Here is a 26,286-nt window from a genome sequence, read left to right as displayed (position 1 = left end):
GACCGCTGGCCGGCAACCGACCCACCCGCAGGCCGTGAGGGTGCCGGCCAGCGGCCGGCACTACCGACAGGCATGGCCACCATGACGTTCCGCAGGGTTGCCCACCGTCCTTCCGCAACCCAGACTCGGGCGCAAGGACGCCATTGCATTGCCCCTCAAGGAGCCCTATCTCATGAATTCCACCCTCTGCCTGTTGCTTGCCAGCCTGATGACCACCACTGCCACCGCCGCCACTCCGCCCGTTCCGCCGGATGCCGCCAAGCATCCGCATGTGGTCAAGGCGCCGTTCGGCGCGACCCGCAACGATGACTATTACTGGCTGCGCGACGACAAGCGCGGGAACAAGGACATGCTGGCCTACCTGCAGGCCGAGAATGCCTATGCCGACCAGCTGCTGGCGCCGCTGAAGCCGCTGGAAGACACCCTTTACAAGGAGATCGTCGGCCGCATCAAGCAGGACGATTCCAGCGTGCCGGCGCGCGAGCGTGGCTACTGGTACTACAGCCGCTTCGAAACCGGCCAGGACTACCCGATCCACGCACGCCGCAAGGGCAGCATGGAGGCCGCCGAGGAAATCCTGCTGGACGTCAACGCGATGGCTGCCGGCAAGGGCTATTTCAGCGTCGGCTCGATGGAAGTCAGCCAGGACAACCAGCTGCTGGCCTGGGCCGATGATGATGTCGGCCGCCGCCAGTACACCATCCGCTTCAAGGACCTGGCCACCGGCAAGGTGCTGCCCGATGTGATCACCGGCAGCTCGGGCGACCTGGTCTGGGCCGACGACAACCGCACCGTGCTGTATGTCGAGAACGATCCGGAAACGCTGCTGACCGTGCGCGTGAAGAAGCACGTGCTGGGCACCCCGGCCAGCGCCGACACCGTCGTATACGAAGAGAAGGACGACAGCTTCTACATGGGCATCGGCCGCACCCGCGACGATCGCTTCATCACCATCGGCGTGCACAGCACCGTGTCCTCGGAAGAGCGTTACGCGCCGGCCAGCGACCCGACCCACTTCACCGTGCTGGCGCCGCGCCAGCGCGATGTCGAGTACGACGCCGACCACTACGATGGCCGCTGGGTGATCCGCACCAATGACGGTGCGAAGAACTTCAAGCTGGTCACCGCACCGACCGATGCGACCTCGCGTGCGCAGTGGAAGGACTGGATCGCGCACGACGATGCGGTGTTCATCGAAGGCTTCGAACTGTTCGATGGCTACACCGCCATCGCCGAACGCTCCGAGGGCCTGGAACGCATCCGCCTGCTGTTCAAGGATGGCCGCAGCGACTACGTGAAGGCCGACGAGCCGGCGTACTCGATGGGCCTGGGCGACAACACCGAGGCCGATACGCCCTGGTTGCGCTACGTCTACACCTCGATGACCACCCCCACCACCGTGTTCGAACTGAACACCGCCACCGGTGAGCGCCGCCAGCTGAAGGTGCAGCCGGTGATCGGCTATGACGCGTCGAAGTACGAAACCGACCGCGTCTGGATCACCGCGCGCGATGGCGTGAAGGTGCCGGTGTCGCTGGTCTACCGCAAGGGCTACCAGAAGGATGGCAAGGGCGCGTTGTTCCAGTACGCCTATGGCAGCTACGGCATGTCGATGGACCCGTACTTCAACCAGACCGCGGTGAGCCTGCTCGACCGCGGCGTGGTGTATGCCATCGCCCACATCCGCGGTGGCCAGGAAATGGGCCGCGACTGGTACGAGAACGGCAAGCTGCTGCACAAGCAGAACACCTTCAACGACTTCATCGACGTCACCCGTGGCCTGGTGGCGCAGGGCTGGGCGGCGAAGGATCGCGTGGCGGCATCCGGCGGCAGTGCCGGTGGCCTGCTGATGGGCGCGGTGGCCAACCAGGCGCCGCAGGACTACCGCGTGATGGTGGCCCAGGTGCCGTTCGTCGATGTGGTGACCACCATGCTCGACCCGACCATTCCGTTGACCACCAACGAGTACGACGAGTGGGGCAACCCGGAGCACAAGCAGTTCTACGACTACATGCTGTCCTACTCGCCCTACGACAACGTCAGCAAGCAGGCCTATCCGGCGCTGTTCGTGGGCACCGGCCTGTGGGATTCGCAGGTGCAGTACTGGGAACCGGCCAAGTGGGTGGCCAAGCTGCGTGACAACAACACCGGCCACTACCCGATCCTGTTCCGCACCAACATGGAAGCCGGCCACGGCGGCAAGTCGGGGCGCTTCCAGCGCTACCGCGAGCTGTCCGAGTCGTACGCATTCGTGCTGCAGCAGCTGGGCATCGCCCAGCCGTGATCGCGACAGGGTGCCGGGCACTGCCTGGCACCCTGAACCGGTATCCTTGCGGCCATGAGCGCGCCAGATCCTTCCGTCCCTCGCGATGCCACCACGCCTCCGCGCGTGGTGCGTTTCCGCTGGGCGTGGTGGCTGCTGGCCTATGTCAGCCTCGGCACCGGCATCGTCGGCATCTTCGTGCCGGGCCTGCCGACCACCGTATTCATCCTGATTTCGGCCTGGGCCGCCTCGCGTGGCTCCGAGCGCCTGCACAACTGGCTGCTGCAGCATCCACGCTTCGGCCCGGCCATCGCCAACTGGCAGGCACACGGGGCGGTCAGCCGCTACGGCAAGTGGATGGCCACGATCACCATGGCGGTATGCGCCGGCATCATGCTCTGGTGCGTGCCGATTGCCTGGGTGAAGTGGTTCTCGATCGGCAGCATGACCGTGGTGGCGATCTGGCTGTGGACCCGGCCGTTGCCACCGCCGGAAGGCTGAACATGGCCCGCCCCGGGGCGGCCCGTGGGGCGGTCAGGGGGGTAGAGTCGACTGTCAGTCGACTATCGCGCGCAGCGCGGGTTTTTCACGGCCGTTGCAGGAGCAGTCGACTCACAGTCGACTCTACCAACCGCTCAGCCGCCAATGGCTATACTCGGGGCATGAAGATCCCCCATCGAAACGCCATCCTGATTCCGCTGGCAGCGGCTTCGCTGCTGTTCCTCGCCGCCTGCGGCAACAAGGGCCCGCTGGTACTGCCGCAGAAGCCGGTGCCGGTGGAAGAAACCGTCGAACCTGTTGCCGAGCCCGCTACCGAAGCGACCCCGGCGCAGACCGAAGGCAGCGGCACCCCGGCCACGACCGTGGAGCCGGCTGCACCGACCACGCAACCGGCGCCTGCGCCTGCGAAGAAGGTGGGCGGCGGGAATGAGTAAGGCCGGTTCCAAGGCCCTGCGCTTCAGCAAGATGCATGGCGCGGGCAATGATTTCGTAGTGATCGACCTGCGTGACGGCACCGCGCCGCCCACGCCTGAACTGGCCGCGCAGCTGGCCGACCGCCACACCGGCGTCGGCTGCGATCAGATCCTGACCATCGAAGCGCCGCGTGCGGAAGGCTCGGTGGCGTCGTACCGCATCTGGAATGCCGACGGCTCCAATTCCGAACAGTGCGGCAATGGCGCGCGCTGCATCGCCGCCTGGCTGGTGCGCGAAGGCAGTGCGCAGGGCGACCGCTTCGTCATCGACAGCCCGCTGGCCAGCCATGAGGTGGAAGTGCTGGGCGATGGCCAGTTCGCGGTGACCATGGGCGTGCCGGCGTTCGAGCCGGCCAACGTGCCGCTGGTGGGTTTCGCCCACGCGCGCGAGGAATACCTGCTGCCGCTGCAGGGCGAAAGCGTGCGTTTCGCTGCGGTGTCGATGGGCAACCCGCATGCAGTGATCGAAGTGGGCCTGATCGATGCTGCACCGGTCGAGCGCGTCGGTGCGCTGCTGCAGCAGCATGCCTCGTTCCCGCGCTCGGTGAACGTGGGCTTCGCCCAGGTGATGGGCCCGGCGCATGCACGTCTGCGTGTGAATGAACGCGGCGTCGGCGAAACCCTGGCCTGCGGCAGTGGCGCCTGCGCCGCTGCGGTGACCCTGATGCAGCGCGGCCGCCTGCAGCGTGATGCACGCATCAGCCTGCCCGGTGGTGACCTGCGCATCCAGTGGCCGGGCGATGGCCAGCCTGTGGTGATGGCCGGCCCGACCGCATTCGTCTTCGAAGGGGAGTGGATGGCATGACCGAAACCGTCGACAAGCTCGGGGCCCACGAAGTCGCTGCCTGGTTGCGGCGACATCCCGGCTTCCTCAAGCAGTTCCCGGACCTGGCCCTGACCCTGGTGGTGCCGCGTGACGACGGCCCGACCGCGTCGCTGGCCAGCTACCAGCTGGAAGTGCTGCGCGAGAAGAACCGCGAGCTGGCACGACGGTTGGCCGACCTGGGCGCGACTGCCCAGGTCAACGAACGCCTGGCGGTGCGCACGCACCAGCTGACCCTGGCGTTGATGAAGCAGGACAACGCCGCCGACACCCTGCGTGCGATGGCGGCCTCGCTGCAGGAAGATTTCGCCGGCGACCTGGTGCGATTGGTGGTGCACACGCCGGTGGCCGGGCTGGAACAGGCCGACTGGTTGCAGGTGATCGCCGCCGATGATCCGCAGCTCGGCCCGTTCCGCGACTGCCTGAAGGACGGCGAGCCGATCTGCGGCCGCCTGCAGCCGGAAAAGAATGCCGTGCTGTATGGCGTGCGCAGCGAGGAAGTGCAGACCACCGCGCTGCTGCCGTTGCCGGGCGTGGGCCTGATTGCGGTGGGCAGCCACGATCCGAACCGTTTCTATCCGGGCATGGGCACGCTGTTCCTGCGCATGATGGGCGACGCCCTGGTCGCCGGCCTGAAGCGCTTCCCGGGCTGAGCAGGACACGACGATGAGCGCGGTACAGGCCTTCCTGCAGCATCTGCAGGTAGAGCGGCGGATGTCGGCGCATACGCTCGATGCCTACCGCCGTGACCTGGACGCGCTGTCGGTCTGGGCCGAGCCGCGCGGTGTTGCGGTGGAGGCACTCGATGCCGACGCGCTGCGCCAGTTCGTCGCCGATGAGCACCGCCGTGGCCTGTCGGCCAAGAGCCTGCAGCGCCGCTTGTCCGCCTGCCGCAGCTTCTATGCCTGGCTGCTCAAGCACGGCCGCATCGAGGTCAGTCCTGCAGCAACGCTGAAGGCGCCGCGCGCGCCGCGCCGGTTGCCACAGGTCCTCGACGCCGATGAGGCCGTGCAGCTGGTCGAGCTGGAGCCGGAAGGTGAACTTGGCCGCCGTGACCGCGCGCTGCTGGAACTTTTTTATTCTTCCGGCCTGCGCCTGAGCGAAGTCTGCGCGCTGACCTGGCGCGATCTGGATTTCGACAGCGGGCTGGTCAACGTGCTGGGCAAGGGCAATCGGCAGCGCCGCGTGCCGTTCGGCCGGCCGGCGCGCGAAGCGCTGCAGGCGTGGCGCGCCGAAAGTGGCGGTGGTCCGGCCTCACCGGTATTTCCCGGCCGCAACGGACCGATCAGCCAACGCGCGGTGCAGATCCGCATCCGCCAGCTGGCGCAGCGCCAGGGCCTGTTCAAGCACGTGCACCCGCACATGCTGCGGCACAGTTTCGCCAGCCATATCCTGGAATCATCCGGTGATCTGCGCGGCGTGCAGGAGCTGCTGGGCCATGCCGACATCGCCACCACCCAGATCTACACCCATCTGGATTTCCAGCACCTGGCCAAGGTCTACGACGCGGCGCATCCGCGCGCGAAGCGTCGAAGCAGCAGCGAGGGCAGCGGAGAAAGCTGAACGTTGCCCGTGCGGCAGCCGGTCGCGGGTGGCTTGAAGGGCGCAGGGCAGTCCCCACCTCTGGTTCTGTCACCCCGGAGGCATCATGGACCCCAGTCAGAACCCCAACGTTTTCCACGCCACCACCATCGTCTGCGTCCGTCGCGGCGAGCACGTGGCCATTGCCGGCGACGGCCAGGTCACGCTGGGCCACACCGTGATGAAGGGCAATGCGCGCAAGGTGCGCCGCCTCGGTCGTGATGGCCAGGTGCTGGCCGGCTTTGCCGGTGCCGCCGCCGATGCCTTCACCCTGTTCGAGCTGTTCGAGGCCAAGCTGGAAAAGCACGGCCAGTTGCAGCGTGCTGCGGTCGAACTGGCCAAGGATTGGCGCACCGAGCGCCGCCTCGGAAAGCTTGAAGCCCTGTTGGCCGTGGCCGACAAGGAAACCTCGCTGATCATCAGCGGCACCGGCGATGTGATCGAACCGGAGGATGGCATCATCGCCATCGGCTCGGGTGGTTCCTATGCGCTGTCGGCTGCACGCGCGTTGATGGCACACACCGAACTGGATGCGCGCACCATCGCCAGCGAAGCGATCGGCATTGCCGGCGATATCTGCATCTACACCAACCGCAACGTGGTGGTCGAGGAACTCTGAGGGTCGCGCCGGCTGCTGGCCGGCAACCTCATGATCCCCCACACGCGTGCCTGGTTGCCGGCCAGCGGCCGGCGCGACCGACAACGAATTCGTGAGCACATCCATGTCGAAGATCGAAGTTTCCTCCGCCACCATGACCCCGCGCGAGATCGTGCAGGAACTGGACCGGCATATCGTGGGCCAGCACGACGCCAAGCGCGCCGTGGCCATCGCCCTGCGCAACCGCTGGCGCCGCATGCAGCTGGTGCCTGAGCTGCGCAATGAAGTGATGCCGAAGAACATCCTGATGATCGGCCCGACCGGCGTCGGCAAGACCGAGATCGCGCGTCGCCTGGCCACGCTGGCCAACGCGCCGTTCGTGAAGGTCGAAGCCACCCGCTTCACCGAAGTCGGCTACGTCGGCAAGGACGTCGAGCAGATCATCCGCGACCTGGCCGATACGGCAGTGAAGCTGTACCGCGAACAGGCCAAGGTGCGCGTGCGTACCCAGGCCGAGGAACGCGCCGAAGACCGCATCCTCGATGCGCTGCTGCCGCGCCGCAGCGGCGGCATCGGCTTCGATCCGGAAGTCGCCCGCAACGAACCGTCGGCGCAGGACAACGAGACCCGCATCAAGTTCCGCAAGATGCTGCGCAACGGTGAGCTGGACGAGCGCGAGATCGAACTCGACCTGGCCGCCAATGTCAGCATGGACATCATGACCCCGCCGGGCATGGAGGAAATGGGCCAGCAGCTGAAGTCGATGTTCGCCAACCTTGGCGGCGGCGCGAAGGCGCACAAGCGCACGCTGACCATCAAGGCCGCGCGACCGCTGCTGATCGAGGAAGAGGCCGGCAAGCTGGTCAACGAGGACGATATCCGCACTGCGGCGATCGAGGCCTGCGAGCAGCACGGCATCGTCTTCATCGACGAGATCGACAAGGTCGCCAAGCGTGGCGATAACGTGGGCGGCGGCGATGTCTCCCGCGAAGGCGTGCAGCGCGACCTGCTGCCGCTGGTGGAAGGCTCCAACGTGTCCACCAAGTACGGCACGATCAAGACCGACCACATCCTGTTCATTGCATCCGGTGCGTTCCACCTGGCCAAGCCCAGCGATCTGATTCCGGAGCTGCAGGGTCGCTTCCCGATCCGCGTTGAACTGGGTGCGCTGAGCAAGGGTGATTTCGTGCGCATCCTGACCGAGCCGAAGGCCGCGCTGACCAAGCAGTACGAGGCGCTGCTGGCTACCGAGGGCGTCAAGGTCAGCTTCACCGCCGACGCCATCGAGCGCCTGGCCGAAATCGCCTTCCAGGTGAACGAGCGCCAGGAGAACATCGGTGCCCGTCGCCTGCATACGGTGCTGGAGCGCCTGCTGGATTCGCTCAGCTACGAGGCACCGGACCGCGATGGCGAAAGCCTGGCGATCGACAGCGCCTACGTCGACAAGCACCTGGGTGAGCTGGTGCAGGACCCGGACCTGAGCCGCTACATCCTGTAATGCCCGTTGGGGTCGGATCCCTCGCCCCAGCGAGGGCTCTGACCCCGCCCGCTGCAACAGAAAGGGCCGCCGCAGGGCGGCCATTTTCTTGTGCGGTCAGCGCGATTGCCGGGTGCGGTAGTCCCGCAGCACCTGGTCGATCACCGCACTGGTGCGGGCGGCGCTGATGCCGGTCGAGGGCGAACGGCCGTTGCCGCGCAGCTCGTCCACGAGGGAGGCGATCAATGGCTGCTGGACCGATGGCGGGTTCGGGATGTCGAATGCCTGCATGCCCGCTTCGGTCTCCAGAACCACTGGAACGTCCTCGAAGGTGGAAAAGCGCAGCTGCCCGCGGTCGCCGGTGATCCCGACCTCATCCTGGCGGCGGAACGCGCAGAAGCTCCATTGCGCGATGCCGTGCGCCCCGCTGCCGGTACGGAAGCACATCGAGACACTGTCCTCGGCGGCGTAGGCGCCGGTCAGCGAACTGGCCAGGCCACGCACGTCGCCCAGCGGCCCCAATAGATGGTCGAGCAGGTCCAGGGTATGCGAGCCCAGATCGACGAACAGTCCGCCGCCGGCGATCGACGGATTGGTCCGCCAGAAGTCGGGCGATGCGGCATTCGCCGAATGCGGCCGATGCAGGGTAGCGCGCACGCTGCGTGGCGTTCCGATCGCGCCGCTGTCCAGCAGCTGCTTCACCTGTGCGAAGCGGGGCAGGGCACGGCGGTAGTAGGCCACGAACACGGGCACGCCGCTGCGGGCGCTGGCCGCGATGATGCGCTGGCACTCGTCGTGGTCCATGGCCATCGGCTTTTCGATGTAGACCGGCTTGCCCGCGGCGATCGCCTGCAGCGCGTACTGCATGTGCGTCGAGGGCGGCGTTGCGACGTAGACCGCGTTCACTTCGGGATCGGCGATGAGCGCATCGGCGTCGGCGTACCAGCGCGGAATCGCGTGGCGCCGCGCATAATCCTCGGCCAATCCCGCATTGCGGCGCATGACCGCTGCCACCCGTGAGCCGGGTGTGCTGGCCAGGGCGGGGCCGCTCTTCTTCTCGGTGACGCTGCCACAGCCGATGAAGCCCCACACCACGTTGTCCAGGATCACGGGGCTGTCCTCAGATGGGCGCGGCGGTGGCGGCAGCAGCGCCACTCACGCTTCGGGCAGCGGCTCGGGCACAGTGCCCGGCACGAACACGCCGTCCTTCACGTAGGCGGCCAGGGTCATGTCCAGTGCGAGCATGCCGTCGCGCTTGAGGTCCATCAGGTCCGGTTCGACCATCGCCCCGTGCAGCACGCCCAGCACGGTGGCATGCAGCATGCGCGCGGCGATCTTGGGGTCGGCGCCTTCGCGCAGCTGGCCCAGATCGCGCGCGCGGCGCAGGGCACGCTCCATCCGGTCCAGCGCATCGCGGAATCCGGCCTGCTGCATTTCGGTCAGCACCCTGGTGTCGGCCGAGGCATCGCTGCGCAGCATGATCTCCATGGTCTTGCGCAGGCGCTCGTCTTCGGACAGCTCGATGAAGGAGTGGATCATCACCGCGCGCAGGTCGTGCACGGGGGTGTCGCGCTGGTCGGTCGAGGTGCGCTCCAGTTCCTGCATGAAGGGCAGGTGCACCCGTTCGACGATCGCGGCCAGCACCTCGCTCTTGTTCTTGAAGTGCCAGTAGACCGCGCCACGGGTATAGCCGGCGCGGGCGCCGATCATCTCCAGCGTGGTACGGGCCACGCCGTGTTCATGGAAGCAGGCTTCGGCGGCGTCAAGGATGCCTTCCCGGGTTGCCTGGGTGTCCTCTTTGGTCTTGCGGGCCATGTAGGTACGAGTGCGGGTGAAACGTGGCTGAATTGTACCGGTTTACAAACAAACAAGCATGTATGTATATTTCGCTCCCATCATTCCCGTCGTGTGCGTGGCAGGCCGGTCCGGCTCCCGCTCCACCCGGGTGGGCGCTGTTCTCACGGTCTTCACCTTTACCGGTCGAAGGGTCCGCCGTATCAGCGCCGGCTGAGATCCTTTCCTTCAAGAGCCTTTCCGTCATGTTGCTGAGCCGAATCCGACCCTTTGCACTGTCGCTGGCCATCGCCGCAGCCGTGGCTGCCTGCGGCGGCCAACCCCAGGCCCCCGAGCAGGGCCCGGGTGACGTCACCGTGGTCACGCTGAAGTCCGAGACCGTGGGCCTGACCCGCGAACTGCCGGGCCGTACCAACGCCTTCCTGGTCGCCGAAGTGCGCCCGCAGGTCAACGGCATCGTTGCCAAGCGCCTGTTCACCGAAGGCGGCATGGTCAAGGCCGGCGAGCCGCTCTACCAGATCGAGGACGCCAGCTACCGCGCCCAGGCCAACAGCGCCCGCGCCCAGCTGGCCCGCGCCGAAGCCACGGCCAACGCCGCGCGCCTTAGCGCCAAGCGCATCACCGAGCTGGCCAAGGTCGACGCGGTCAGCCAGCAGGATCTGGAAAACGCCGTGGCCGCGCAGAAGCAGGCCGAGGCCGATGTCGGTGCCGCCAGGGCCTCGCTGGACGCGGCCAACGTCACCCTCGGCTATGCCCGCATCACCGCGCCGATCAGCGGCCGCATCGGCAAGTCCAGCGTTACCCAGGGTGCGCTGGTCAGCGCCGGCCAGGCCAATGCACTGGCCACCGTGCAGCAGCTGGACCCGATCTACGTCGATCTGACCCAGTCCTCGGCCGAGCTGCTGCAGCTGCGCCGCGAACTGGCTGCCGGCCGCCTGCAGGACAACCAGACGCTGCCGGTCAGCATCCTGATGGAAGACGGCAGCACCTTCGAGCACAAGGGCACGCTGGAGTTCTCTGAAGTGAGCGTCGATCCAGCCACCGGCAGCTTCGGCCTGCGCGTGAAGGTGGACAACCCGGACGGCCTGCTGATGCCGGGCACCTACGTGCGCGCGGTGATCGGCGGCGGCGTGCGCAGCGATGCGGTGCTGGTACCGATGCAGGGCATCGCCCGCGATCCGAAGGGCGACACGACCGCGATGGTGGTCGGCAAGGACAACAAGGTCGAAGTGCGCCCGGTCAAGGTCAGCCGCACGGTCGGCGACAAGTGGCTGGTCGAGGACGGCCTGAAGGCCGGCGACAAGGTCATCGTCGAAGGCCTGCAGAAGATCGGCCCCGGCATGCCGGTCAAGGCCACCGAGAAGGGCGCTGCTCCGGCCAAGCCGGCAGCGGCCGCCCAGCCTGCCGCCCCGGCCGGCGACGCGAAGTAAGCGGAGAACCCCATGGCACGCTTTTTCATCGATCGACCCATCTTCGCGTGGGTGATCGCCATCATCATCATGCTCGCCGGCGGCCTGGCCCTGTTCAAGCTGCCGGTCTCGATGTACCCCAACGTCGCACCGCCGGCGGTGGAAATCAGCGCCACCTACCCGGGTGCATCGGCCAAGGTGGTCGAGGACTCGGTGACGCAGATCATCGAGCAGAACATGAAGGGCCTTGATGGCCTGATCTACTTCTCCTCCAACAGCTCGTCCAACGGCCAGGCCACCATCACCCTGACCTTCGAGAGCGGCACCAACCCGGACATCGCCCAGGTGCAGGTGCAGAACAAGCTGCAGCTGGCCATGCCGCTGCTGCCGCAGGAAGTGCAGCGGCAGGGCATCAACGTGGCCAAGTCCAGCTCGGGCTTCCTGAACGTCATCGCGTTCGTGTCCGAGAACGGCAGCATGGACGCCAACGACATCGCCGACTACGTCGGTTCCAATGTTGTCGATCGCCTGAGCCGCGTGCCAGGCGTGGGCAACATCCAGGTGTTCGGTGGCAAGTACGCCATGCGCATCTGGCTGGATCCGAACAAGCTGCATACCTATGGCCTGTCGGTTGCGGAAGTGACCGCAGCGATCAAGGCACAGAACGCGCAGGTGGCCATCGGCCAGCTTGGCGGTGCACCGTCGATCAAGGGCCAGCAGCTCAACGCCACCATCAACGCGCAGTCGCGCCTGCAGACCCCGGAACAGTTCCGCAACATCATCGTGCGCGGTGCGCAGGACGGTGCCGAGCTGCGCCTGGGGGATGTCGCCCGCGTCGAGCTGGGTGCCGAGTCCTACGACTTCGTCACCCGCTACAACGGCCAGCCGGCCAGCGGCCTGGCGGTGACCCTGGCCACCGGCGCCAACGCGCTGGATACCGCTGCTGGTGTGAATGCCGCGCTGGAAGACATGAAGAGCTTCTTCCCGGCCGGGCTGAAGGCGGAGGTCCCGTACGACACCACCCCGTTCGTGCGCGTGTCGATCAAGGGCGTGGTGCAGACCCTGATCGAAGCGATCGTGCTGGTGTTCGTGGTGATGTACCTGTTCCTGCAGAACTTCCGCGCCACCCTGATCCCGACCATCGCCGTGCCGGTGGTGCTGCTGGGTACCTTCGGCGTGCTGGCCATGCTCGGCTTCTCGGTGAACATGCTGACCATGTTCGCGATGGTGCTTGCGATCGGCCTGCTGGTGGACGATGCCATCGTGGTGGTGGAGAACGTCGAGCGCATCATGTCCGAGGAAGGACTGTCGCCGCTCGAGGCGACCCGCAAGTCGATGGGCCAGATCACCGGCGCGCTGGTGGGCATCGGCCTGGTGCTGTCGGCGGTGTTCGTGCCGATGGCCTTCATGAGTGGCTCCACCGGCGTGATCTACCGCCAGTTCTCGGCCACGATCGTCTCGGCGATGGCATTGTCGGTGCTGGTCGCGATCGTGCTGACCCCGGCGCTGTGCGCGACCATGCTCAAGCCGCTGAAGAAAGGTGAGCACCACGTCGCCCACCGCGGCCTGGCCGGTCGCTTCTTCAATGGCTTCAACCGTGGATTCGACCGCACCAGCGAAAGCTACCAGCGTGGCGTGCGCGGCATCATCCATCGCCCGTGGCGCTTCATGGGCATCGTGGCGGCGCTGTTCGTGCTGATGGGCGTGTTGTTCGTGCGCCTGCCCAGCTCATTCCTGCCCAACGAAGACCAGGGCGTGTTGATGGCGCTGGTGCAGGCCCCGGTGGGTGCCACCCAGGAACGTACGCTGGAATCGATCGCGGCGCTGGAAAACCACTTCCTGCAGAACGAGAAGGATGCGGTGGACTCGGTGTTCTCGGTGCAGGGCTTCAGCTTCGCCGGCATGGGCCAGAACGCCGGCATGGCATTCGTCAAGCTGAAGGACTGGAGCGAGCGTGACGCCAACAATGGCGTGATGCCGATCACCGGACGCGCGATGGCGGCCCTGGGCCAGATCAAGGATGCCTTCATCTTCGCCTTCCCGCCGCCGGCCATCCCGGAACTGGGCACCGCCTCGGGCTATACCTTCTTCCTGAAGGACAACAGCGGCCAGGGCCACGAGGCACTGGTGGCCGCGCGCAACCAGCTGCTCGGCCTCGCCGCCGGCAGCAAGAAGCTGGCCAACGTGCGCCCGAACGGCCAGGAGGACACGCCGCAGTTCCGCATCGACATCGACGCGGCCAAGGCGACCTCGCTGGGGCTGTCGATCGACCAGATCAACGGCACGCTGGCCGCCGCGTGGGGCAGCTCGTACATCGACGACTTCGTCGATCGTGGCCGCGTCAAGCGTGTGTTCGTGCAGGCCGACCAGCCGTTCCGCATGGTGCCGGAGGACTTCGATCTCTGGTCCGTGAAGAACGACAAGGGTGAAATGGTGCCGTTCAGTGCCTTCGCTACCAAGCACTGGGATTACGGTTCGCCGCGCCTGGAACGCTACAACGGTGTGTCGGCCATGGAAATCCAGGGCGAACCGGCCCCGGGTGTCGCCTCCGGTGATGCCATGGCCGAGATCGAACAGCTGGCCAAGCAGCTGCCGGCGGGCTTCGGCATCGAATGGACGGCGATGTCGTACCAGGAGCGCCAGGCTGGCTCGCAGACGCCACTGCTGTACACGCTCTCGCTGATGATCGTATTCCTGTGCCTGGCCGCGATGTACGAAAGCTGGAGCGTGCCGACCGCAGTGCTGCTGGCGGCCCCGCTGGGCATCCTCGGCGCGGTGCTGGCCAATACCTTCAAGGGCCTGGAACGCGATATCTACTTCCAGGTGGCGATGCTGACCACGGTGGGCCTGACCAGCAAGAACGCGATCCTGATCGTGGAGTTCGCCAAGGAGAACCTGGAGAAGGGCGCAGGCCTGATCGAATCGATCATGCATGCCGTGCGCGACCGCCTGCGTCCGATCGTGATGACCTCGCTGGCCTTCGGCATGGGCGTGGTACCGCTGGCGATCTCCACCGGTGCCGGTTCCGGCGCCAAGCAGGCGATCGGCACCGGCGTGCTCGGCGGCATGATCGTCGGCACCGTGCTCGGTGTGTTCTTCGTGCCGCTGTTCTTCGTGGTGGTGCAGCGCGTGTTCAAGCGCAAATCCACGACGTGACCTGAAACGGTCATGCCGGCCTCAGGCTGGCGTTGTCGAAACGGTAGTGCCGGCCGCTGGCCGGCATGACCTCCTGCCATCCGGCAGTACCGATGGAAGTCATTCCCATGAAAAGTGCATCCCTGTTCCTTTCCATTGCCGCTGTGCTCGCGCTCGCCGGCTGCTCCACCCTGGTGCCGAAGAACACCGCTGTCGCCCCGGCGATCCCGGCGCAGTGGCCGGCCGAAGCCGCGCAGGGCGAGGTGGCCGATGTCGCCGCCGTCGGCTGGCGCGACTTCTTCACCGATGCGCGCCTGCAGCAGGTGATCGACCAGTCGCTGCAGAACAACCGCGATCTGCGCGTGGCCGTGCTCAACGTTGAGCGCGCGCGCGGCCAGTACCGTGTGCAGCGCGCTGATCGCGTGCCCGGCGTGGCCGTTACCGGCCAGATGCAGCGCCAGGGCACCGACGCCGGTGTCAACGAACAGTTCACCGCCGGTGTCGGCGTGGCCGAGTTCGAGCTGGATCTGTTCGGCCGCGTGCGCAATCTCAGTGAAGCCGCGCTGCAGCAGTACTTCGCCGTCGCCGCCAACCGCCGCAACGCGCAGTTGAGCCTGGTGGCCGAGACGGCCACCGCATGGCTGACCTACGGTGCCGATGCGCAGCGGCTGAAGATCGCCGATGCCACGCTGAAGACCTACGAGGATTCGCTGCGCCTGGCCGAGGCCCGCCACGAACGTGGTGGCAGTTCGGCGCTGGAGCTGACCCAGACCCGTACCCTGGTCGAGACCGCGCGTACGGACGCCGCACGCCTGCGTGGCCAGCTGGCCCAGGACCGCAACGCGCTGGCGCTGCTGGCCGGTGGCCAGCTGGATCCGGCGCTGCTGCCGGACAGCATCGAGCCGCAGCTGCTTGCACTGGCACCGCCGCCGGCCGGCCTGCCCAGCGACGTGCTGCTGCAGCGCCCGGACATCATGGCCGCCGAACACCAGCTGCTGGCGGCCAACGCCAATATCGGTGCGGCACGCGCGGCGTTCTTCCCGAGCATCTCGCTGACCGGCAGCATCGGCAGTGGTTCGAGCGAACTGTCCAACCTGTTCGACAGCGGTACGCGCGTGTGGAGCTTCCTGCCGAAGATCACGCTGCCGATCTTCCAGGGCGGCAAGCTGCGCGCCAACCTGGCCATCGCCAACGCCGATCGTGATATCGCTCTGGCGCAGTACGAGAAGTCGATCCAGGTGGGTTTCCGCGAAACCGCCGATGCGCTGGCGTTGAATGTCAGCCTGGACGAGCAGGTGAGTTCACAGCAGCGCCTGGTGGAAGCGGCCGAACAGGCCAACCGCCTGTCGCAGGCGCGCTACGACGCGGGCCTGGACAGCTTCGTGACCCTGCTTGATGCGCGGCGTACGGCCTACAACGCACAGCAGACCCAGCTGCAGGCGCAGCTGGCGCAGCAGGCCAACCGCATCACCCTGTACAAGGTGATGGGCGGTGGCTGGCACGAGCGCAGCTGAAGGACAGCCGGCCAGCGGCCGGCTCTACCTTGATGATCGATGGTAGTGCCGGCCGCTGGCCGGCATTGTCATTTCAGGACCTGCTACACCGCTTCATCGTCGCGCCGCGCTGCATGGCAGGCGCGCACCCGCGCGAGCGCATCGCCGGCTTCGCGCGCCATCTGCTCGTACTCGGCGCGGATCTCTTCCAGGCGCGCTTCGTCCAGTTCTTCCAGATCCAACAGTTCGTTGTTGGCTTCGGCCGTCGCCCGGATCAGCTCGTCCAGCTTGATCTGCATCGCGGCGGTGTCCGCGTTCTGCGTGTGCTGGATCAGGAACACCATCAGGAAGGTGATGATGGTGGTGCCGGTGTTGATCACCAGCTGCCAGGTGTCGTTGAAACCGAACACCGGGCCACTGATACCCCAGATCACCACGATCGCTACTGCAGCCAGGAAGGTCCACGGCGAGCCGGTGGCGGCCGCGGCCTTCTTGGCGATCGTATTGAACAGGTTTCGTACTTTCATCGTCGTCGTCCCACTCAGGTGACGAGGATGATCAGCAGTGGCCCGTGCAGGCGCCGTGCAGCGGCGGTCAGGCGCGCATGCGCTGCAGCCGCGGTGCCTGCAGGCTGCGCACCGGACTGCTCTGGTAGACGTGCTGCCAGCAACGGTCGACGAATTCGCGGGCCTGGGCTTCACTCAGTCGCGGCATGATCTGCAGGGCGTACTGGGTCTGGAACATCTCGTCACGTTCGGCCTCGCTGGCGCGCGGCTGGGTGATCAGCGAATCGCAGGCAAACTTGATCCACGGCACGTACGAGCCGAACGAGTTGTGCGGCAGTGCGCCTTCGGCATGTTGGCGGCGCCAGTGATCCAGCTCGGCGTCAACGTTGATGACCGGAGGAATGGTGGGGACTTCAGCGTGCATGACAATCCAGTTCGGTTGAGTGGAAAGGGAGTGGGGGTTCATCGGAGTGTGGCGTATGTGGCGGTGCATGCCGCGTCAGCGCGATGTGGAGCTGGCGTTGGCATGTCCAATCAACTGCGCGTGCTCGACGGCACCGAGATCTTCGGCCAGGGTAGCCATCGCGTTGCACAGGCGCTCGTGGTCGAGCGGATGGCGACGGACCAGCTCCAGTTGCATGCGCTGGTAGGCGGTCCAGAACAACGCGCCGCGCCGGTGCAGTGCATATTGCCGCTGCAGGCGTTCGCGGATCGGGTCGAGGATCGAGTCTGGTGCAGGTCGTACGGCGTGCGCGCACATGGCTGGCTCCGCCGGGGAAAGAAGTCCCGGTAACCCCACCCTAGGCGCGGCAGCCGGGCGGGGTGTTATCGCAGCGTGTGCACGTTGCGCAGCTGACTGTGCACTGGTTCACGGCAATGGCCGCAAACGCTGCCGGCACTAGGGCGTGCCGGCACTGAAGCGTTCATTAAACGGGTTCAACAGGACACTGCGTGGTGATCATTCACCGATGTCTTCATTCCAGATCTCCGGGTGCTGCGCAATGAAGCCGCCCAGCAGGTCCACGCATTCCTGGCTGTCCAGGTCGATCACGTTGACGCCATTTTCCCGCAACCAGTCGATGCCGCCCTGGAAGGTGCGCGATTCGCCCACCACCACGGTGCCGATGTTGAACTGGCGCACCAGGCCAGAGCAGTACCAGCACGGTGCCAGGGTGGTGACCATGATCGTGTCCTGGTAACGGCGCTGGCGGCCGGCCTTGCGGAACGCATCGGTCTCGCCGTGCACCGACGGGTCGCCTTCCTGCACGCGGCGGTTGTGGCCGCAGCCAAGCAGGCGGCCGTCGTTGTGGTACAGGGCTGCGCCGATCGGCACGCCGCCCTCGGCCAGGCCCTGGCGGGCTTCGGCGATGGCGGTCTGCAGCAGGGCCTGGTAGTCGGGCGTGGTGATCATGCGGGGCTCCGGTAAGTCGTGGCCCGCCATGATACGGGCAGGGGGTGCCGCTGGCCCCCGGCGGTGCGATAATCGGGGCCATGAGCGAATCCCCCTACAAAGCCGGTACCACCCATTTCGGGTTCCGCGACGTCGCCGCCAAGGACAAGCAGAAGCTGGTCGGCCAGGTGTTCACCTCGGTCGCGCGCAACTACGACCTGATGAACGACCTGATGAGCCTGGGCGTGCACCGGGCGTGGAAGCGCTACTACGTGGCCACCGCGCAGGTGAAGCCGGGCGACCGCGTGCTCGATCTGGCGGGCGGCACCGGCGACATCGCCGCCCTGCTGAAGGAGCGCGTCGGCGCCGAGGGCTCGGTGGTGCTGGGCGACATCAACGCCGGCATGCTGTCGGTCGGCCGTGATCGCCTGACCAACCGCGGCCTGGTGCTCGGCCTGGACTACGTGCAGTGCAACGCCGAGGCCCTGCCGTTCCCGGACAACAGCTTCGACCTGGTCACCATCGCCTTCGGCCTGCGCAACGTGACCGACAAGGACGCCGGCCTGCGCGAGATGTACCGCGTGCTGAAGGTCGGGGGCCAGGCCCGCGTGCTGGAGTTCTCCGAAGTCACCGCGGACTGGTTCAAGCCGATCTACGACTTCCACTCGTTCAAGATCCTGCCGAAGCTGGGCAAGCTGTTCGCCAATGACTCGGACAGCTACCAGTACCTGGCCGAGAGCATCCGCAAGCACCCGCCGCAGGATGAACTGAAGGCGATGATGGGACAGGCCGGGTTCGAGCGCTGCCACTACAAGAACCTGACCGGCGGCATCGTTTCGATCCACTCCGGCTACAAGCTGTAAGCCCCGCTCTGGTGGGTGCCAACCGTGGTTGGTGCTCGCCCGCTGCGGTGATCCGATCTGGTAGCTGCCGACCTTGGTTGGCATGCGCCCGAGGCGCAGGATCGGCTTGCCTGCCATTACCCCGCACCGCGCAACGCCTGCCGGGCCGGAGGGAGGTACCATTGGGGTTTGATCCCCGTAACGGTCCCGATTCATGCGTAATCCGCTGATGCTCCTTCCGCTGGCCGTGGCCCTGGCCGCCGGCTGCTCCCAGGAGGCGGCCGCGCCCGCCGCCGCCCCGACTGCCGCAAAGGCCCCTGCCGCCCCCGTGAACGCCGAGAACCGCAGCCACGACGAAAGCTCGTACGCCGAGCCGGACAAGGTCGTCATCAAGGACATCGCGCTGGATCTGAAGCTCGACTTCGACCAGAAGCAGATTGGCGGCACCGCCACCTACACCCTGGAATGGAAGCAGAAGGACGCCAGGCAGCTGGTGCTCGACACCCGCGAGCTGACCGTGTCCAAGGTCGAGGCCGTCGCCGCCGATGGCGCGCGCAGCCCGCTGAAGTTCGAGCTGGCCGCCGCTGACAAGGTGTTCGGCAGCAAGCTGACCATCGAGGCCCCGGAACAGCCGGCCAAGGTGGAAGTGACCTACCACACCGCGCCGACCGCATCGGGCCTGCAGTGGCTGGCACCGTCGATGACCGAGGGCAAGAAGCTGCCCTTCATGTTCAGCCAGTCGCAGGCCATCCATGCCCGCTCCTGGGTGCCGCTGCAGGACACCCCGAGCGTGCGCTTCACCTACAGCGCGCACGTGGTCTCGCGCCCGGACGTGATGGTGCTGATGAGCGCCGACAACGATCCGAAGGCCGCGCGTGATGGTGACTACACCTTCAAGATGCCGCAGCCGATTCCGTCCTACCTGCTGGCCATCGCCGCCGGCGACCTGGTGTTCGAGCCGATCTCCGGCCGCTCCGGCGTCTGGGCCGAGCCGACCATGGTCAACAAGGCCGCCAAGGAATTCGAAGACACCGAGAAGATGATCGGTGCCGCCGAGAAGCTGTACGGCGAATACCGCTGGGGCCGCTACGACATGCTGGTGCTGCCGCCGTCGTTCCCGTTCGGCGGCATGGAAAACCCGCGCCTGACCTTCGCCACCCCGACCGTGATCGTCGGCGACAAGTCGCTGGTCTCGCTGGTCGCCCACGAACTGGCGCACAGCTGGTCGGGCAACCTGGTGACCAACGCCAGCTGGAAGGACATCTGGCTCAACGAAGGCTTCACCACCTACGTCCAGGGCCGCATCACCGAAGCCCTGTACGGCAAGGAGATGGCCGAGATGGAGAAGCAGATCGACCAGACCGACCTGCTGGCCGAAGTGAAGGACATGAGCCCGGCCGACCAGGCACTGGCGCTGCCGCCGCTGAACGAGCGTGACCCCGATGAAGCCCTCAGCCAGGTCGCCTACGTCAAGGGTTCGTGGTTCCTGGAGTTCCTGGAACAGCGCTTTGGCCGCGAGACCTTCGATCCGTTCCTGCGGGGCTGGTTCGATGACCACGCCTTCCAGAGCGCGAACACCGACCAGTTCGTCGCGTACATGAAGAAGAACCTGCTGCCGAAGAATCCGTCGGCCGTGACCGAGGCCGAACTGAAGGCGTGGCTGGACGAGCCGGGCATCCCGGCGTTCGCGGCCAAGGCGCAGTCGCGCAACTTCAGCAGCGTCGATACCGCGCGCATCGCATTCGCCAGCGCCGGCACCGTGCCCAGCAGCCAGGTCATCGCCGACTGGAGCACCCAGGAATGGGTGCGCTTCATCGACGGCCTCGGTGCGACCCAGCCGCTGGACAAGCTGGCCACGCTGGACAAGGCCTTCCACTTCACCGGCACCCCGAATGGCGAGATCGCCATGCGCTGGTACCCGCTGGCGATCCGCAGCGGCTACGAGCAGGCCAATGAAGGCGCGGCTGCATTCATCGAGCGCGTCGGCCGTCGCAAGCTGATCATGCCGATCTACGCCGAACTGGTGAAGACCCCGAAGGGTCTGGAACTGGCCAAGCAGGCCTTCGAAAAGGCCAAGCCGGGCTACCACCCGATCACCACCGCCTCGGTCCAGGACATGCTGGCCAAGGCTGAAGCCAAGTAAGCGGTAGTGCCGGCCGCTGGCCGGCAACCGGTCACTGCTTCACCACCAACGGCGGGGAAACCCGCCGTTGGTGTATCCGCTTTTCGCTGCCGATAGAATCGGGATGCACTCGCATAGGACCTCCGCCATGAAACGACTGATCCTGCTCACCGCCTGCACCTTGGCCCTGGCCGCCTGCAGCAACCCCGAGGAAGAGCGCAAGGCGCAGGAAGCCGCCGCGGCCGCCGTGCAGGCGCAGAAGGAGGCCAAGGCCGAAGACGTGGCCAAGCAGTACGACATGGCCGTGGCCGCGCAGGACTGGGAACGCGCACGCCTGCATGGTGCCTCGCTGCTGGACCAGTACAAGGACACCGCTGCCGCCGACCGCATCGCCGCAGGCTTCGACGAGGTCAAGGCCAAGGGCGACGCCGCGCGCGACCTGCGCCGCATGCAGGGGCTATGGCAGTACAACCAGATTCCGGTGGGCAGCAAGGGCAACCAGGTCTCGGCGCAGATCTACAGCAAGGAACGGGTGGACGTGGATGGCAGCGGCGCCAAACCGGTGCAGCTGGTGTTCCGCGATCATCCGGAGTGGAAGCGGCATGCCTACCTGGTGCTGCAGGCCGGTGATTTCCGTTGCCCGCAATGCACGGTGAAAGTGACCGTGGATGACGGCAAGCCGGTACCAATGGCGGCCTGGCGCCCGAAGACTGATGAAGCCATCGCCCTGTTCATCACCGATCAGAAGGCACTGTGGAAACTGGCGCGCAAGGGCAAGTCGATCAGCATCGAGTTCCCGGTCAAGGCCGGTGGCACGCGAACGGCCGTGTTCGAAACCGGCGGTGTCGACGCCAGCCGCATGCCGCAGTGGTGGCAGTGAAGGTTGCGACGGGCAGCGCAGTGCACGCGTTGTCCGCGATCCGGCACTGGGTGTTCGACATGGACGGCACGCTGACGGTGGCCGTGCATGATTTCGCCGCGATCCGCCGAGCGCTGGAGATCGCCGCGGAGGAAGACATCCTCGACCATATCGCGGCATTGCCCGACGCACCGGCGCAGGCCAAGCGCGCGTGGCTGCTGGATCACGAGCGCGCCCTGGCCGAGGACGCGCTGCCAGCGCCGGGGGCGGTGAAGCTGCTGCGCGCGCTGTCGGCGGCAGGTTGCCGGCTGGGCATCCTGACCCGCAACGACCATGCGCTGGCGAAGCTGACGCTGGAGGCGATCGGGGTCGGGGCGTTGTTCGACGACGCCGACATCATCGGCCGCGATGAAGCGGTGCCCAAGCCCTCGCCGGATGGCCTGCAGCAGCATCTTCGTCGCTGGGGCATCGGGGCTGCGCACGCGGTGATGGTCGGTGACCACGCCTACGACCTGGAGTGCGGGCGCGCCGCGGGCACCCACACCGTGCTGGTCAATCTGCCGGAGAACCCGTGGCCCGGCAGCGCCGACTGGCATTTCGCCGATTGCCGCGCCTTGCTGGCGGCCTGGCAGCAGAAGGGGTAGTGCCGGCCGCTGGCCGGCAGTGTCGACCAAGGTCGACGCCTACCAGAACACCCGTGGCCAGGCTGGCGGCCTGGCAGAAGGGGTAGTGCTGGCCGCTGGTCGGCAGTGTCGACCAAGGTCGACACCTACCAGAACACCCGTGGCCAGGCTGGCGGCCTGGCAGCAGAAGGGGTAGTGCCGGCCGCTGGCCGGCAGTGTCGACCAAGGTCGACACCTACCAACAGCATTCCCAGCAGCGCATCGGGTGGAAAGCCCCCTTGTTGTTCAAGGGGGCGCGCCGAAGGCGCGGGGACAAGAGTGGGATGCGCGGGCAGTTCGTTTACGCGCCCAGCGCGTAACCGAACTGCTGCTTGAACTGCTCGTTGAACTCATCGAAGGTGAAGCGCTGGTTCTGCGTGCCCGGGTGCTCGACCTTCAGCGCGCCCATCAGGTTGCCCATGCGGCCGATGGTCAGCCAGTCGTAGCCCTTCTGGATGCCGTAGATCAGGCCGGCGCGGAAGGCGTCGCCACAGCCGGTCGGATCGACCACGCGGCGCTCGTGCGCCGGCGGGATGTCGTAGCTCTTTTCCGGGGTGTGGATGACCGCACCCTTCGGGCCACGGGTGGTGATGTAGGCCTTGACCCGGCTGACGATCTCCTTCTCGTCCCAGCCGGTGCGCTCCTGCAGCAGGTTCGACTCGTAGTCGTTGACCACCACGTAGTCGGCCTGATCGATGAAGGCGCGCAGCTCGGGGCCGTTGAACAGCGGCATGGCCTGGCCCGGGTCGAAGATGAACGGAATGCCGTCCTCGTGGAATTCCTGCGCGTTCTGGATCATGCCTTCGCGGCCGTCCGGGCCGACCAGGCCCAGGGTCACGCCCGGCACGCCGCGCACATGGTTCTCGTAGGAGCGCATCATCGCGCCCGGGTGGAAGGCGGTGATCTGGTTGTTGTCGTGGTCGGTGGTGATGAACGCCTGCGGGGTGAACAGCTCGTCGATCACGCGCACACGCGACAGATCGATGCCCAGGCCTTCGAAGTATTCGCGGTACGGGCCGAAGTCCGAACCCACGGTGCCCATCGGGATCGGCTGGCCGCCCAGCAGGTGCAGGTTGTAGGCGATGTTGCCGGCGCAGCCGCCGAACTCGCGGCGCATGCGCGGCACGAGGAAGGACACGTTCAGGATGTGCACCTTGTCCGGCAGGATGTGATTCTTGAACTGGTCCGGGAACACCATGATGGTGTCGAAGGCAAGAGAACCACAGATCAGAGCGGACATCGATGTAAGCCTATGCGGTGAATTTTGGGGTGGGCCGGCCCGGTTCAGCGGGCAAGCAAACGGCGCCCTTGGGCGCCCGACGGCGCAAAGGTTACCCGCTGGTGCCGCTCAGGGCCAGAACCGGGTGATGCCCGATCAGGCCGAAAGCCTGTGAAGACGCGGGTTCAGCTAGTTTTTTCCTTGCTCGGCGGCAGGCGGGTTGCTAGGCTTGTCGGCCTCGATTTCTGCCCATTTTTTCGCCATCCCGCGGCGGGCACGACACCCCTCAGGACTCCTTCCTCAGATGTTCAAGAAACTCCGTGGCATGTTCTCCAACGACCTGTCCATCGACCTGGGCACGGCCAACACCCTCATCTACGTGCGCGGGCAGGGGATCGTGCTGAACGAGCCGTCGGTCGTGGCCGTGCGCCAGGACCGTGCCATCGGTGGCACCCGCTCGGTGGCAGCCGTTGGCGCCGAGGCCAAGCAGATGCTCGGCCGTACCCCGGGCCACATCACCACCATCCGCCCGATGAAGGACGGCGTCATCGCCGACTTCACCTACACCGAGGCGATGCTCAAGCACTTCATCAAGAAGGTGCACAAGTCGCGCGTGCTGCGCCCGAGCCCGCGCGTGCTGGTCTGCGTGCCGGCCGGTTCGACCCAGGTCGAGCGCCGCGCGATCAAGGAATCGGCCGAGGAAGCCGGTGCCCGTGACGTGTACCTGATCGAAGAGCCGATGGCTGCCGCGATCGGCGCCGGCATGCCGGTCACCGAAGCCCGTGGCTCGATGGTCATCGACATCGGCGGCGGCACCACCGAAGTGGCGGTGATCTCGCTCAACGGCATCGTCTATTCGGCCTCGGTCCGCATCGGCGGTGACCGCTTCGACGAATCCATCACCAACTACGTGCGCCGCAACCACGGCATGCTGATCGGTGAAGCCACCGCCGAGCGCATCAAGGTCGAGCTGGGTTGTGCCTACCCGCAGGCCGAGGTGCAGGAGCTGGAGATCTCCGGCCGCAACCTCGCCGAGGGCGTGCCGAAGATGATCAAGATCAGCTCCAACGAGGTGCTTGAAGCCCTGCACGAACCGCTGTCGGGCATCGTCAGCGCGGTCAAGCTGGCGCTGGAGCAGACCCCGCCGGAACTGTGTGCCGACGTTGCCGAGCGCGGCATCGTGCTGACCGGCGGCGGCGCCCTGCTGCGTGACCTGGACCGCCTGATCTCCGAAGAAACCGGCCTGCACGTGCAGGTGGCCGACGATCCGCTGACCTGCGTGGCCCGCGGTGGCGGTCGTGCGCTGGAACTGGTGGACATGCACGGCAACGAGTTCTTTGCGCCGGAATAAGCCGTCCCGGCCGTTCCTGCCCGCCGCGCCCTTCCGGGGTGCGGCCCGCCGCGATGGCGGGCCGGCACCGGCGGGGCGTCCGCGTGTTTCCCTTCCGCCTTCTGCCAGTTGAATCGTTGCCGTGCCGCCCTACGCCGGTCCTCCCGTTGCCTCCCGATCCGGTGATGCCGCCAGCCCCCTGCGGTTGCTGGCCTATCTTGCATTGGCCATCACACTGATCGTCCTTGACGATCAGGCGGGTTGGCTGGCGCGCCTGCGCGAGCAGGCCAACAGCCTGGTGCAGCCTGTGTGGGCACTGGCGGGTCTGCCCGGCAAGCTCGGCAACCAGGTCAAGGATTCCGCGGCCAGCCACACCCAGCTGGTCACCGAGAACCGTGAACTGCGCAACCAGCTGCTGCTGGCCAACGCGCGCCTGACCCGTCTGCAGACCGCGGCGCTGGACAACGCCCAGCTGCGCGAACTGCTGAACGTGGCCGAGCGCAGTGGCCTGGACGTGCAGCTGGCGCCGATCCTGGATATCGACCTGGACCCGGTGAAGCAGCGCCTGGTGCTCGACGCCGGCAGCCGCGAAGGCGTGCACGTCGGGCAGGCGGTGATCGATGCCGGTGGCCTGATGGGGCAGGTGATCAGCGTCACCGGCGGTACCTCCACCGTGCTGCTGCTGACCGACCCCGACCACGCGGTGCCGGTCACCGTGGCCCGCAACGGCGTACGCCTGATCGTCTACGGTCGCGGCGACACGCTGGAGCTGCGCGACATCCCGCTCAGCGCCGGTGTGGAAGTGGGCGATGAGATCGTCACCTCCGGCCTCGGTGGCCGCTTCCCGGCCGGCTTCCCGGTCGGCACCATCACCGGCCTGCGCCCGGACGACACCCATGCCTTCCTGGTCGGCGAACTGAAGCCAGCCGCCCAGCTGGATCGTGGCCGTGATGTGCTGCTGCTGCGCCCCGGTGCGGCGATCCGCATTCCGCCGGAACTGCGCCTGCAGCTGGAAGAAACCACTCCGGGTGGCCCGGCCACCGGCGCCACCGTGCCTGCGGGAGCCGCGCCAGCGACAACGACGCCAGCTCCGGTCAGCTCCCCGGTAGTGCCGGCCGCTGGCCGGCAACAGCCCTCGTCGCAAACGAGGACTGTTGCCCCCGCATCCTCGCTTGATCCTGCCGCTCCGGTAGTGCCGGCCGCTGGCCGGCAACAGCCCTCGTCGCAAGCGAGGACTGTTGCTCCCGCATCCTCGCTTGATCCTGCCGCCCCGGTAGTGCCGGCCGCTGGCCGGCAACCGACCACGCCGGAGGCCCAGCGATGAGCCGCCTGCGCGACAACCCGTGGGTATTGCCGGCCAGCCTGGTCGTAGCCCTGCTGCTGGGCCTGCTGCCGTTGCCGGCGCTGCTGCAGCCGCTGCGCCCGTACTGGCTGGCGCTGGTGCTGGCGTACTGGGTGATCGAGACGCCCGAGCGCGTCGGCCTGGGCATCGCTTTCGCCAGCGGCGTGGTCGCCGACCTGCTGTACGGCGGCGTGCTCGGCGAACAGGCGCTGCGGCTGGTGATGCTGGCCTTCATCCTGCAGCGTTTCCGCGCCCGCATCCGCTTCTTCCCGATGTCGCAGCAGATGCTGGCCATCGGTGGCCTGTTGTTCAACGACCGCATCGTCAGCGCGCTGGTCCACATCCTGGTGGGCGAGCCGACCCTGCCGTGGTCGTACTGGTGGGCCCCGCTGTTGGGCATGGGCCTGTGGCCGCTGGTGTTCGTGCTGCTGGACGCAGTGCGCTTCGGCAAGCGCGGGCGCTGAGCC

At 66.8% G+C, this 26,286-nt stretch carries 25 protein-coding genes; 18 read left to right on the top strand and 7 right to left on the bottom strand.

The annotated features are described in order from the left end of the window. Window positions 1-172 precede the first annotated feature (172 nt). The 8 genes from Q9Q79_RS17580 (at window position 173) to hslU (ending at window position 7,737) form a co-directional block, all read left to right on the top strand. Window positions 173-2,284, top strand: coding sequence for a S9 family peptidase (locus Q9Q79_RS17580; RefSeq protein WP_180872573.1), 2,112 nt, complete (start codon window positions 173-175; stop codon window positions 2,282-2,284). 54 nt (window positions 2,285-2,338) lie between these two features. Then, window positions 2,339-2,764 carry a YbaN family protein gene (locus Q9Q79_RS17575; RefSeq protein ID WP_024957059.1) on the top strand — a complete coding sequence of 142 codons (426 nt, stop codon included), beginning with the start codon at window positions 2,339-2,341 and terminating at the stop codon, window positions 2,762-2,764. 161 nt (window positions 2,765-2,925) lie between these two features. Next, entirely contained in the window at window positions 2,926-3,198 is a 273-nt protein-coding gene (locus tag Q9Q79_RS17570) for a lipoprotein (RefSeq protein ID WP_005411097.1), read from the top strand. Beyond that, entirely contained in the window at window positions 3,191-4,042 is an 852-nt protein-coding gene (gene dapF / locus Q9Q79_RS17565; protein ID WP_033834522.1) for a diaminopimelate epimerase, read from the top strand. Before Q9Q79_RS17570 ends, dapF begins: the two co-directional genes overlap by 8 nt. After that, window positions 4,039-4,713: a DUF484 family protein gene (locus Q9Q79_RS17560; RefSeq protein ID WP_005411095.1), complete on the top strand. Its 675-nt coding sequence runs from the start codon at window positions 4,039-4,041 to the stop codon at window positions 4,711-4,713. The genes dapF and Q9Q79_RS17560 overlap by 4 nt, the downstream gene beginning before the upstream one ends. A gap of 13 nt (window positions 4,714-4,726) precedes the next feature. Then, window positions 4,727-5,623 carry a tyrosine recombinase XerC gene (gene xerC, locus Q9Q79_RS17555; protein WP_005411094.1) on the top strand — a complete coding sequence of 299 codons (897 nt, stop codon included), beginning with the start codon at window positions 4,727-4,729 and terminating at the stop codon, window positions 5,621-5,623. 85 nt (window positions 5,624-5,708) lie between these two features. Continuing rightward, window positions 5,709-6,260 (top strand): ATP-dependent protease subunit HslV, encoded by a 552-nt coding sequence (gene hslV / locus Q9Q79_RS17550; protein WP_005411093.1) that lies wholly within the window; start codon window positions 5,709-5,711, stop codon window positions 6,258-6,260. Between the two features lie 103 nt (window positions 6,261-6,363). Continuing rightward, complete coding sequence (gene hslU / locus Q9Q79_RS17545; RefSeq protein ID WP_005414521.1) at window positions 6,364-7,737, top strand: ATP-dependent protease ATPase subunit HslU; 1,374 nt, start codon at window positions 6,364-6,366, stop codon at window positions 7,735-7,737. 96 nt (window positions 7,738-7,833) lie between these two features. Here the strand turns inward: hslU and Q9Q79_RS17540 are convergent, their stop codons facing one another. Next, a complete protein-coding gene (locus Q9Q79_RS17540) occupies window positions 7,834-8,826 on the bottom strand; it encodes a Gfo/Idh/MocA family oxidoreductase (RefSeq protein ID WP_049461456.1) in 993 nt (330 codons plus the stop codon). 45 nt (window positions 8,827-8,871) lie between these two features. Then, window positions 8,872-9,531 carry an efflux transporter SmeDEF transcriptional repressor SmeT gene (gene smeT / locus Q9Q79_RS17535; RefSeq protein ID WP_005411090.1) on the bottom strand — a complete coding sequence of 220 codons (660 nt, stop codon included), beginning with the start codon at window positions 9,529-9,531 and terminating at the stop codon, window positions 8,872-8,874. A 224-nt stretch (window positions 9,532-9,755) separates the two neighbouring features. On the opposite strand from smeT, the gene smeD reads away from it, so the two are divergent. The 3 genes from smeD to smeF all read left to right on the top strand — a co-directional run bounded on the left by smeD (window position 9,756) and on the right by smeF (window position 15,568). Then, a complete protein-coding gene (gene smeD / locus Q9Q79_RS17530) occupies window positions 9,756-10,940 on the top strand; it encodes a multidrug efflux RND transporter periplasmic adaptor subunit SmeD (RefSeq protein ID WP_005411089.1) in 1,185 nt (394 codons plus the stop codon). 12 nt (window positions 10,941-10,952) lie between these two features. Next, complete coding sequence (gene smeE / locus Q9Q79_RS17525) at window positions 10,953-14,075, top strand: multidrug efflux RND transporter permease subunit SmeE (RefSeq protein WP_005411088.1); 3,123 nt, start codon at window positions 10,953-10,955, stop codon at window positions 14,073-14,075. Between the two features lie 92 nt (window positions 14,076-14,167). Continuing rightward, window positions 14,168-15,568, top strand: a complete 1,401-nt coding sequence (smeF, locus tag Q9Q79_RS17520; RefSeq protein ID WP_012481298.1) for a multidrug efflux RND transporter outer membrane subunit SmeF — start codon at window positions 14,168-14,170, stop codon at window positions 15,566-15,568. Between the two features lie 83 nt (window positions 15,569-15,651). Here smeF and Q9Q79_RS17515 read toward each other — a convergent pair whose 3' ends face one another. From Q9Q79_RS17515 to Q9Q79_RS17500, 4 genes are all read right to left on the bottom strand, one after another. After that, window positions 15,652-16,074, bottom strand: a complete 423-nt coding sequence (locus Q9Q79_RS17515; RefSeq protein ID WP_005411086.1) for a low affinity iron permease family protein — start codon at window positions 16,072-16,074, stop codon at window positions 15,652-15,654. Window positions 16,075-16,141: 67 nt separating this feature from the next. Further along, window positions 16,142-16,477 (bottom strand): hypothetical protein, encoded by a 336-nt coding sequence (locus Q9Q79_RS17510; RefSeq protein ID WP_005411085.1) that lies wholly within the window; start codon window positions 16,475-16,477, stop codon window positions 16,142-16,144. A 75-nt stretch (window positions 16,478-16,552) separates the two neighbouring features. Then, entirely contained in the window at window positions 16,553-16,813 is a 261-nt protein-coding gene (locus Q9Q79_RS17505; RefSeq protein ID WP_005414515.1) for a hypothetical protein, read from the bottom strand. A gap of 198 nt (window positions 16,814-17,011) precedes the next feature. After that, window positions 17,012-17,464 carry a nucleoside deaminase gene (locus Q9Q79_RS17500; protein ID WP_005411083.1) on the bottom strand — a complete coding sequence of 151 codons (453 nt, stop codon included), beginning with the start codon at window positions 17,462-17,464 and terminating at the stop codon, window positions 17,012-17,014. A gap of 80 nt (window positions 17,465-17,544) precedes the next feature. On the opposite strand from Q9Q79_RS17500, the gene ubiE reads away from it, so the two are divergent. From ubiE to Q9Q79_RS17480, 4 genes are all read left to right on the top strand, one after another. Further along, window positions 17,545-18,306 carry a bifunctional demethylmenaquinone methyltransferase/2-methoxy-6-polyprenyl-1,4-benzoquinol methylase UbiE gene (ubiE, locus tag Q9Q79_RS17495; RefSeq protein WP_005411082.1) on the top strand — a complete coding sequence of 254 codons (762 nt, stop codon included), beginning with the start codon at window positions 17,545-17,547 and terminating at the stop codon, window positions 18,304-18,306. 193 nt (window positions 18,307-18,499) lie between these two features. After that, window positions 18,500-20,428, top strand: coding sequence for a M1 family metallopeptidase (locus Q9Q79_RS17490; RefSeq protein WP_150359287.1), 1,929 nt, complete (start codon window positions 18,500-18,502; stop codon window positions 20,426-20,428). Between the two features lie 127 nt (window positions 20,429-20,555). Beyond that, entirely contained in the window at window positions 20,556-21,287 is a 732-nt protein-coding gene (locus tag Q9Q79_RS17485) for a lipoprotein (RefSeq protein WP_043035519.1), read from the top strand. Continuing rightward, the gene (locus Q9Q79_RS17480; RefSeq protein ID WP_114618227.1) at window positions 21,275-21,910 is read left to right on the top strand and encodes an HAD family hydrolase; all 636 of its coding nucleotides are present in this window, start codon (window positions 21,275-21,277) and stop codon (window positions 21,908-21,910) included. The genes Q9Q79_RS17485 and Q9Q79_RS17480 overlap by 13 nt, the downstream gene beginning before the upstream one ends. Before the next feature lie 319 nt (window positions 21,911-22,229). On the opposite strand, the gene Q9Q79_RS17475 is transcribed toward Q9Q79_RS17480, so the two are convergent. Further along, on the bottom strand, window positions 22,230-23,168 hold the full coding sequence (locus tag Q9Q79_RS17475) for a carbohydrate kinase family protein (RefSeq protein WP_005411078.1): 939 nt from the start codon (window positions 23,166-23,168) through the stop codon (window positions 22,230-22,232). Between the two features lie 283 nt (window positions 23,169-23,451). Here Q9Q79_RS17475 and Q9Q79_RS17470 point away from each other — a divergent pair, with 283 nt between their 5' ends. The 3 genes from Q9Q79_RS17470 (at window position 23,452) to mreD (ending at window position 26,283) form a co-directional block, all read left to right on the top strand. Further along, on the top strand, window positions 23,452-24,498 hold the full coding sequence (locus Q9Q79_RS17470; protein WP_005411077.1) for a rod shape-determining protein: 1,047 nt from the start codon (window positions 23,452-23,454) through the stop codon (window positions 24,496-24,498). A 121-nt stretch (window positions 24,499-24,619) separates the two neighbouring features. Beyond that, the gene (gene mreC, locus Q9Q79_RS17465) at window positions 24,620-25,801 is read left to right on the top strand and encodes a rod shape-determining protein MreC (protein WP_114618226.1); all 1,182 of its coding nucleotides are present in this window, start codon (window positions 24,620-24,622) and stop codon (window positions 25,799-25,801) included. Further along, on the top strand, window positions 25,798-26,283 hold the full coding sequence (gene mreD, locus Q9Q79_RS17460; protein WP_005411075.1) for a rod shape-determining protein MreD: 486 nt from the start codon (window positions 25,798-25,800) through the stop codon (window positions 26,281-26,283). The genes mreC and mreD overlap by 4 nt, the downstream gene beginning before the upstream one ends. Window positions 26,284-26,286: the final 3 nt, after the last annotated feature.

The sequence above is a fragment of the Stenotrophomonas sp. a6 genome, assembly GCF_030913325.1.
GTDB classification, from domain to species: Bacteria; Pseudomonadota; Gammaproteobacteria; order Xanthomonadales; family Xanthomonadaceae; genus Stenotrophomonas; species Stenotrophomonas maltophilia.
This window is presented reverse-complemented; position numbering and strand designations above follow the sequence as displayed.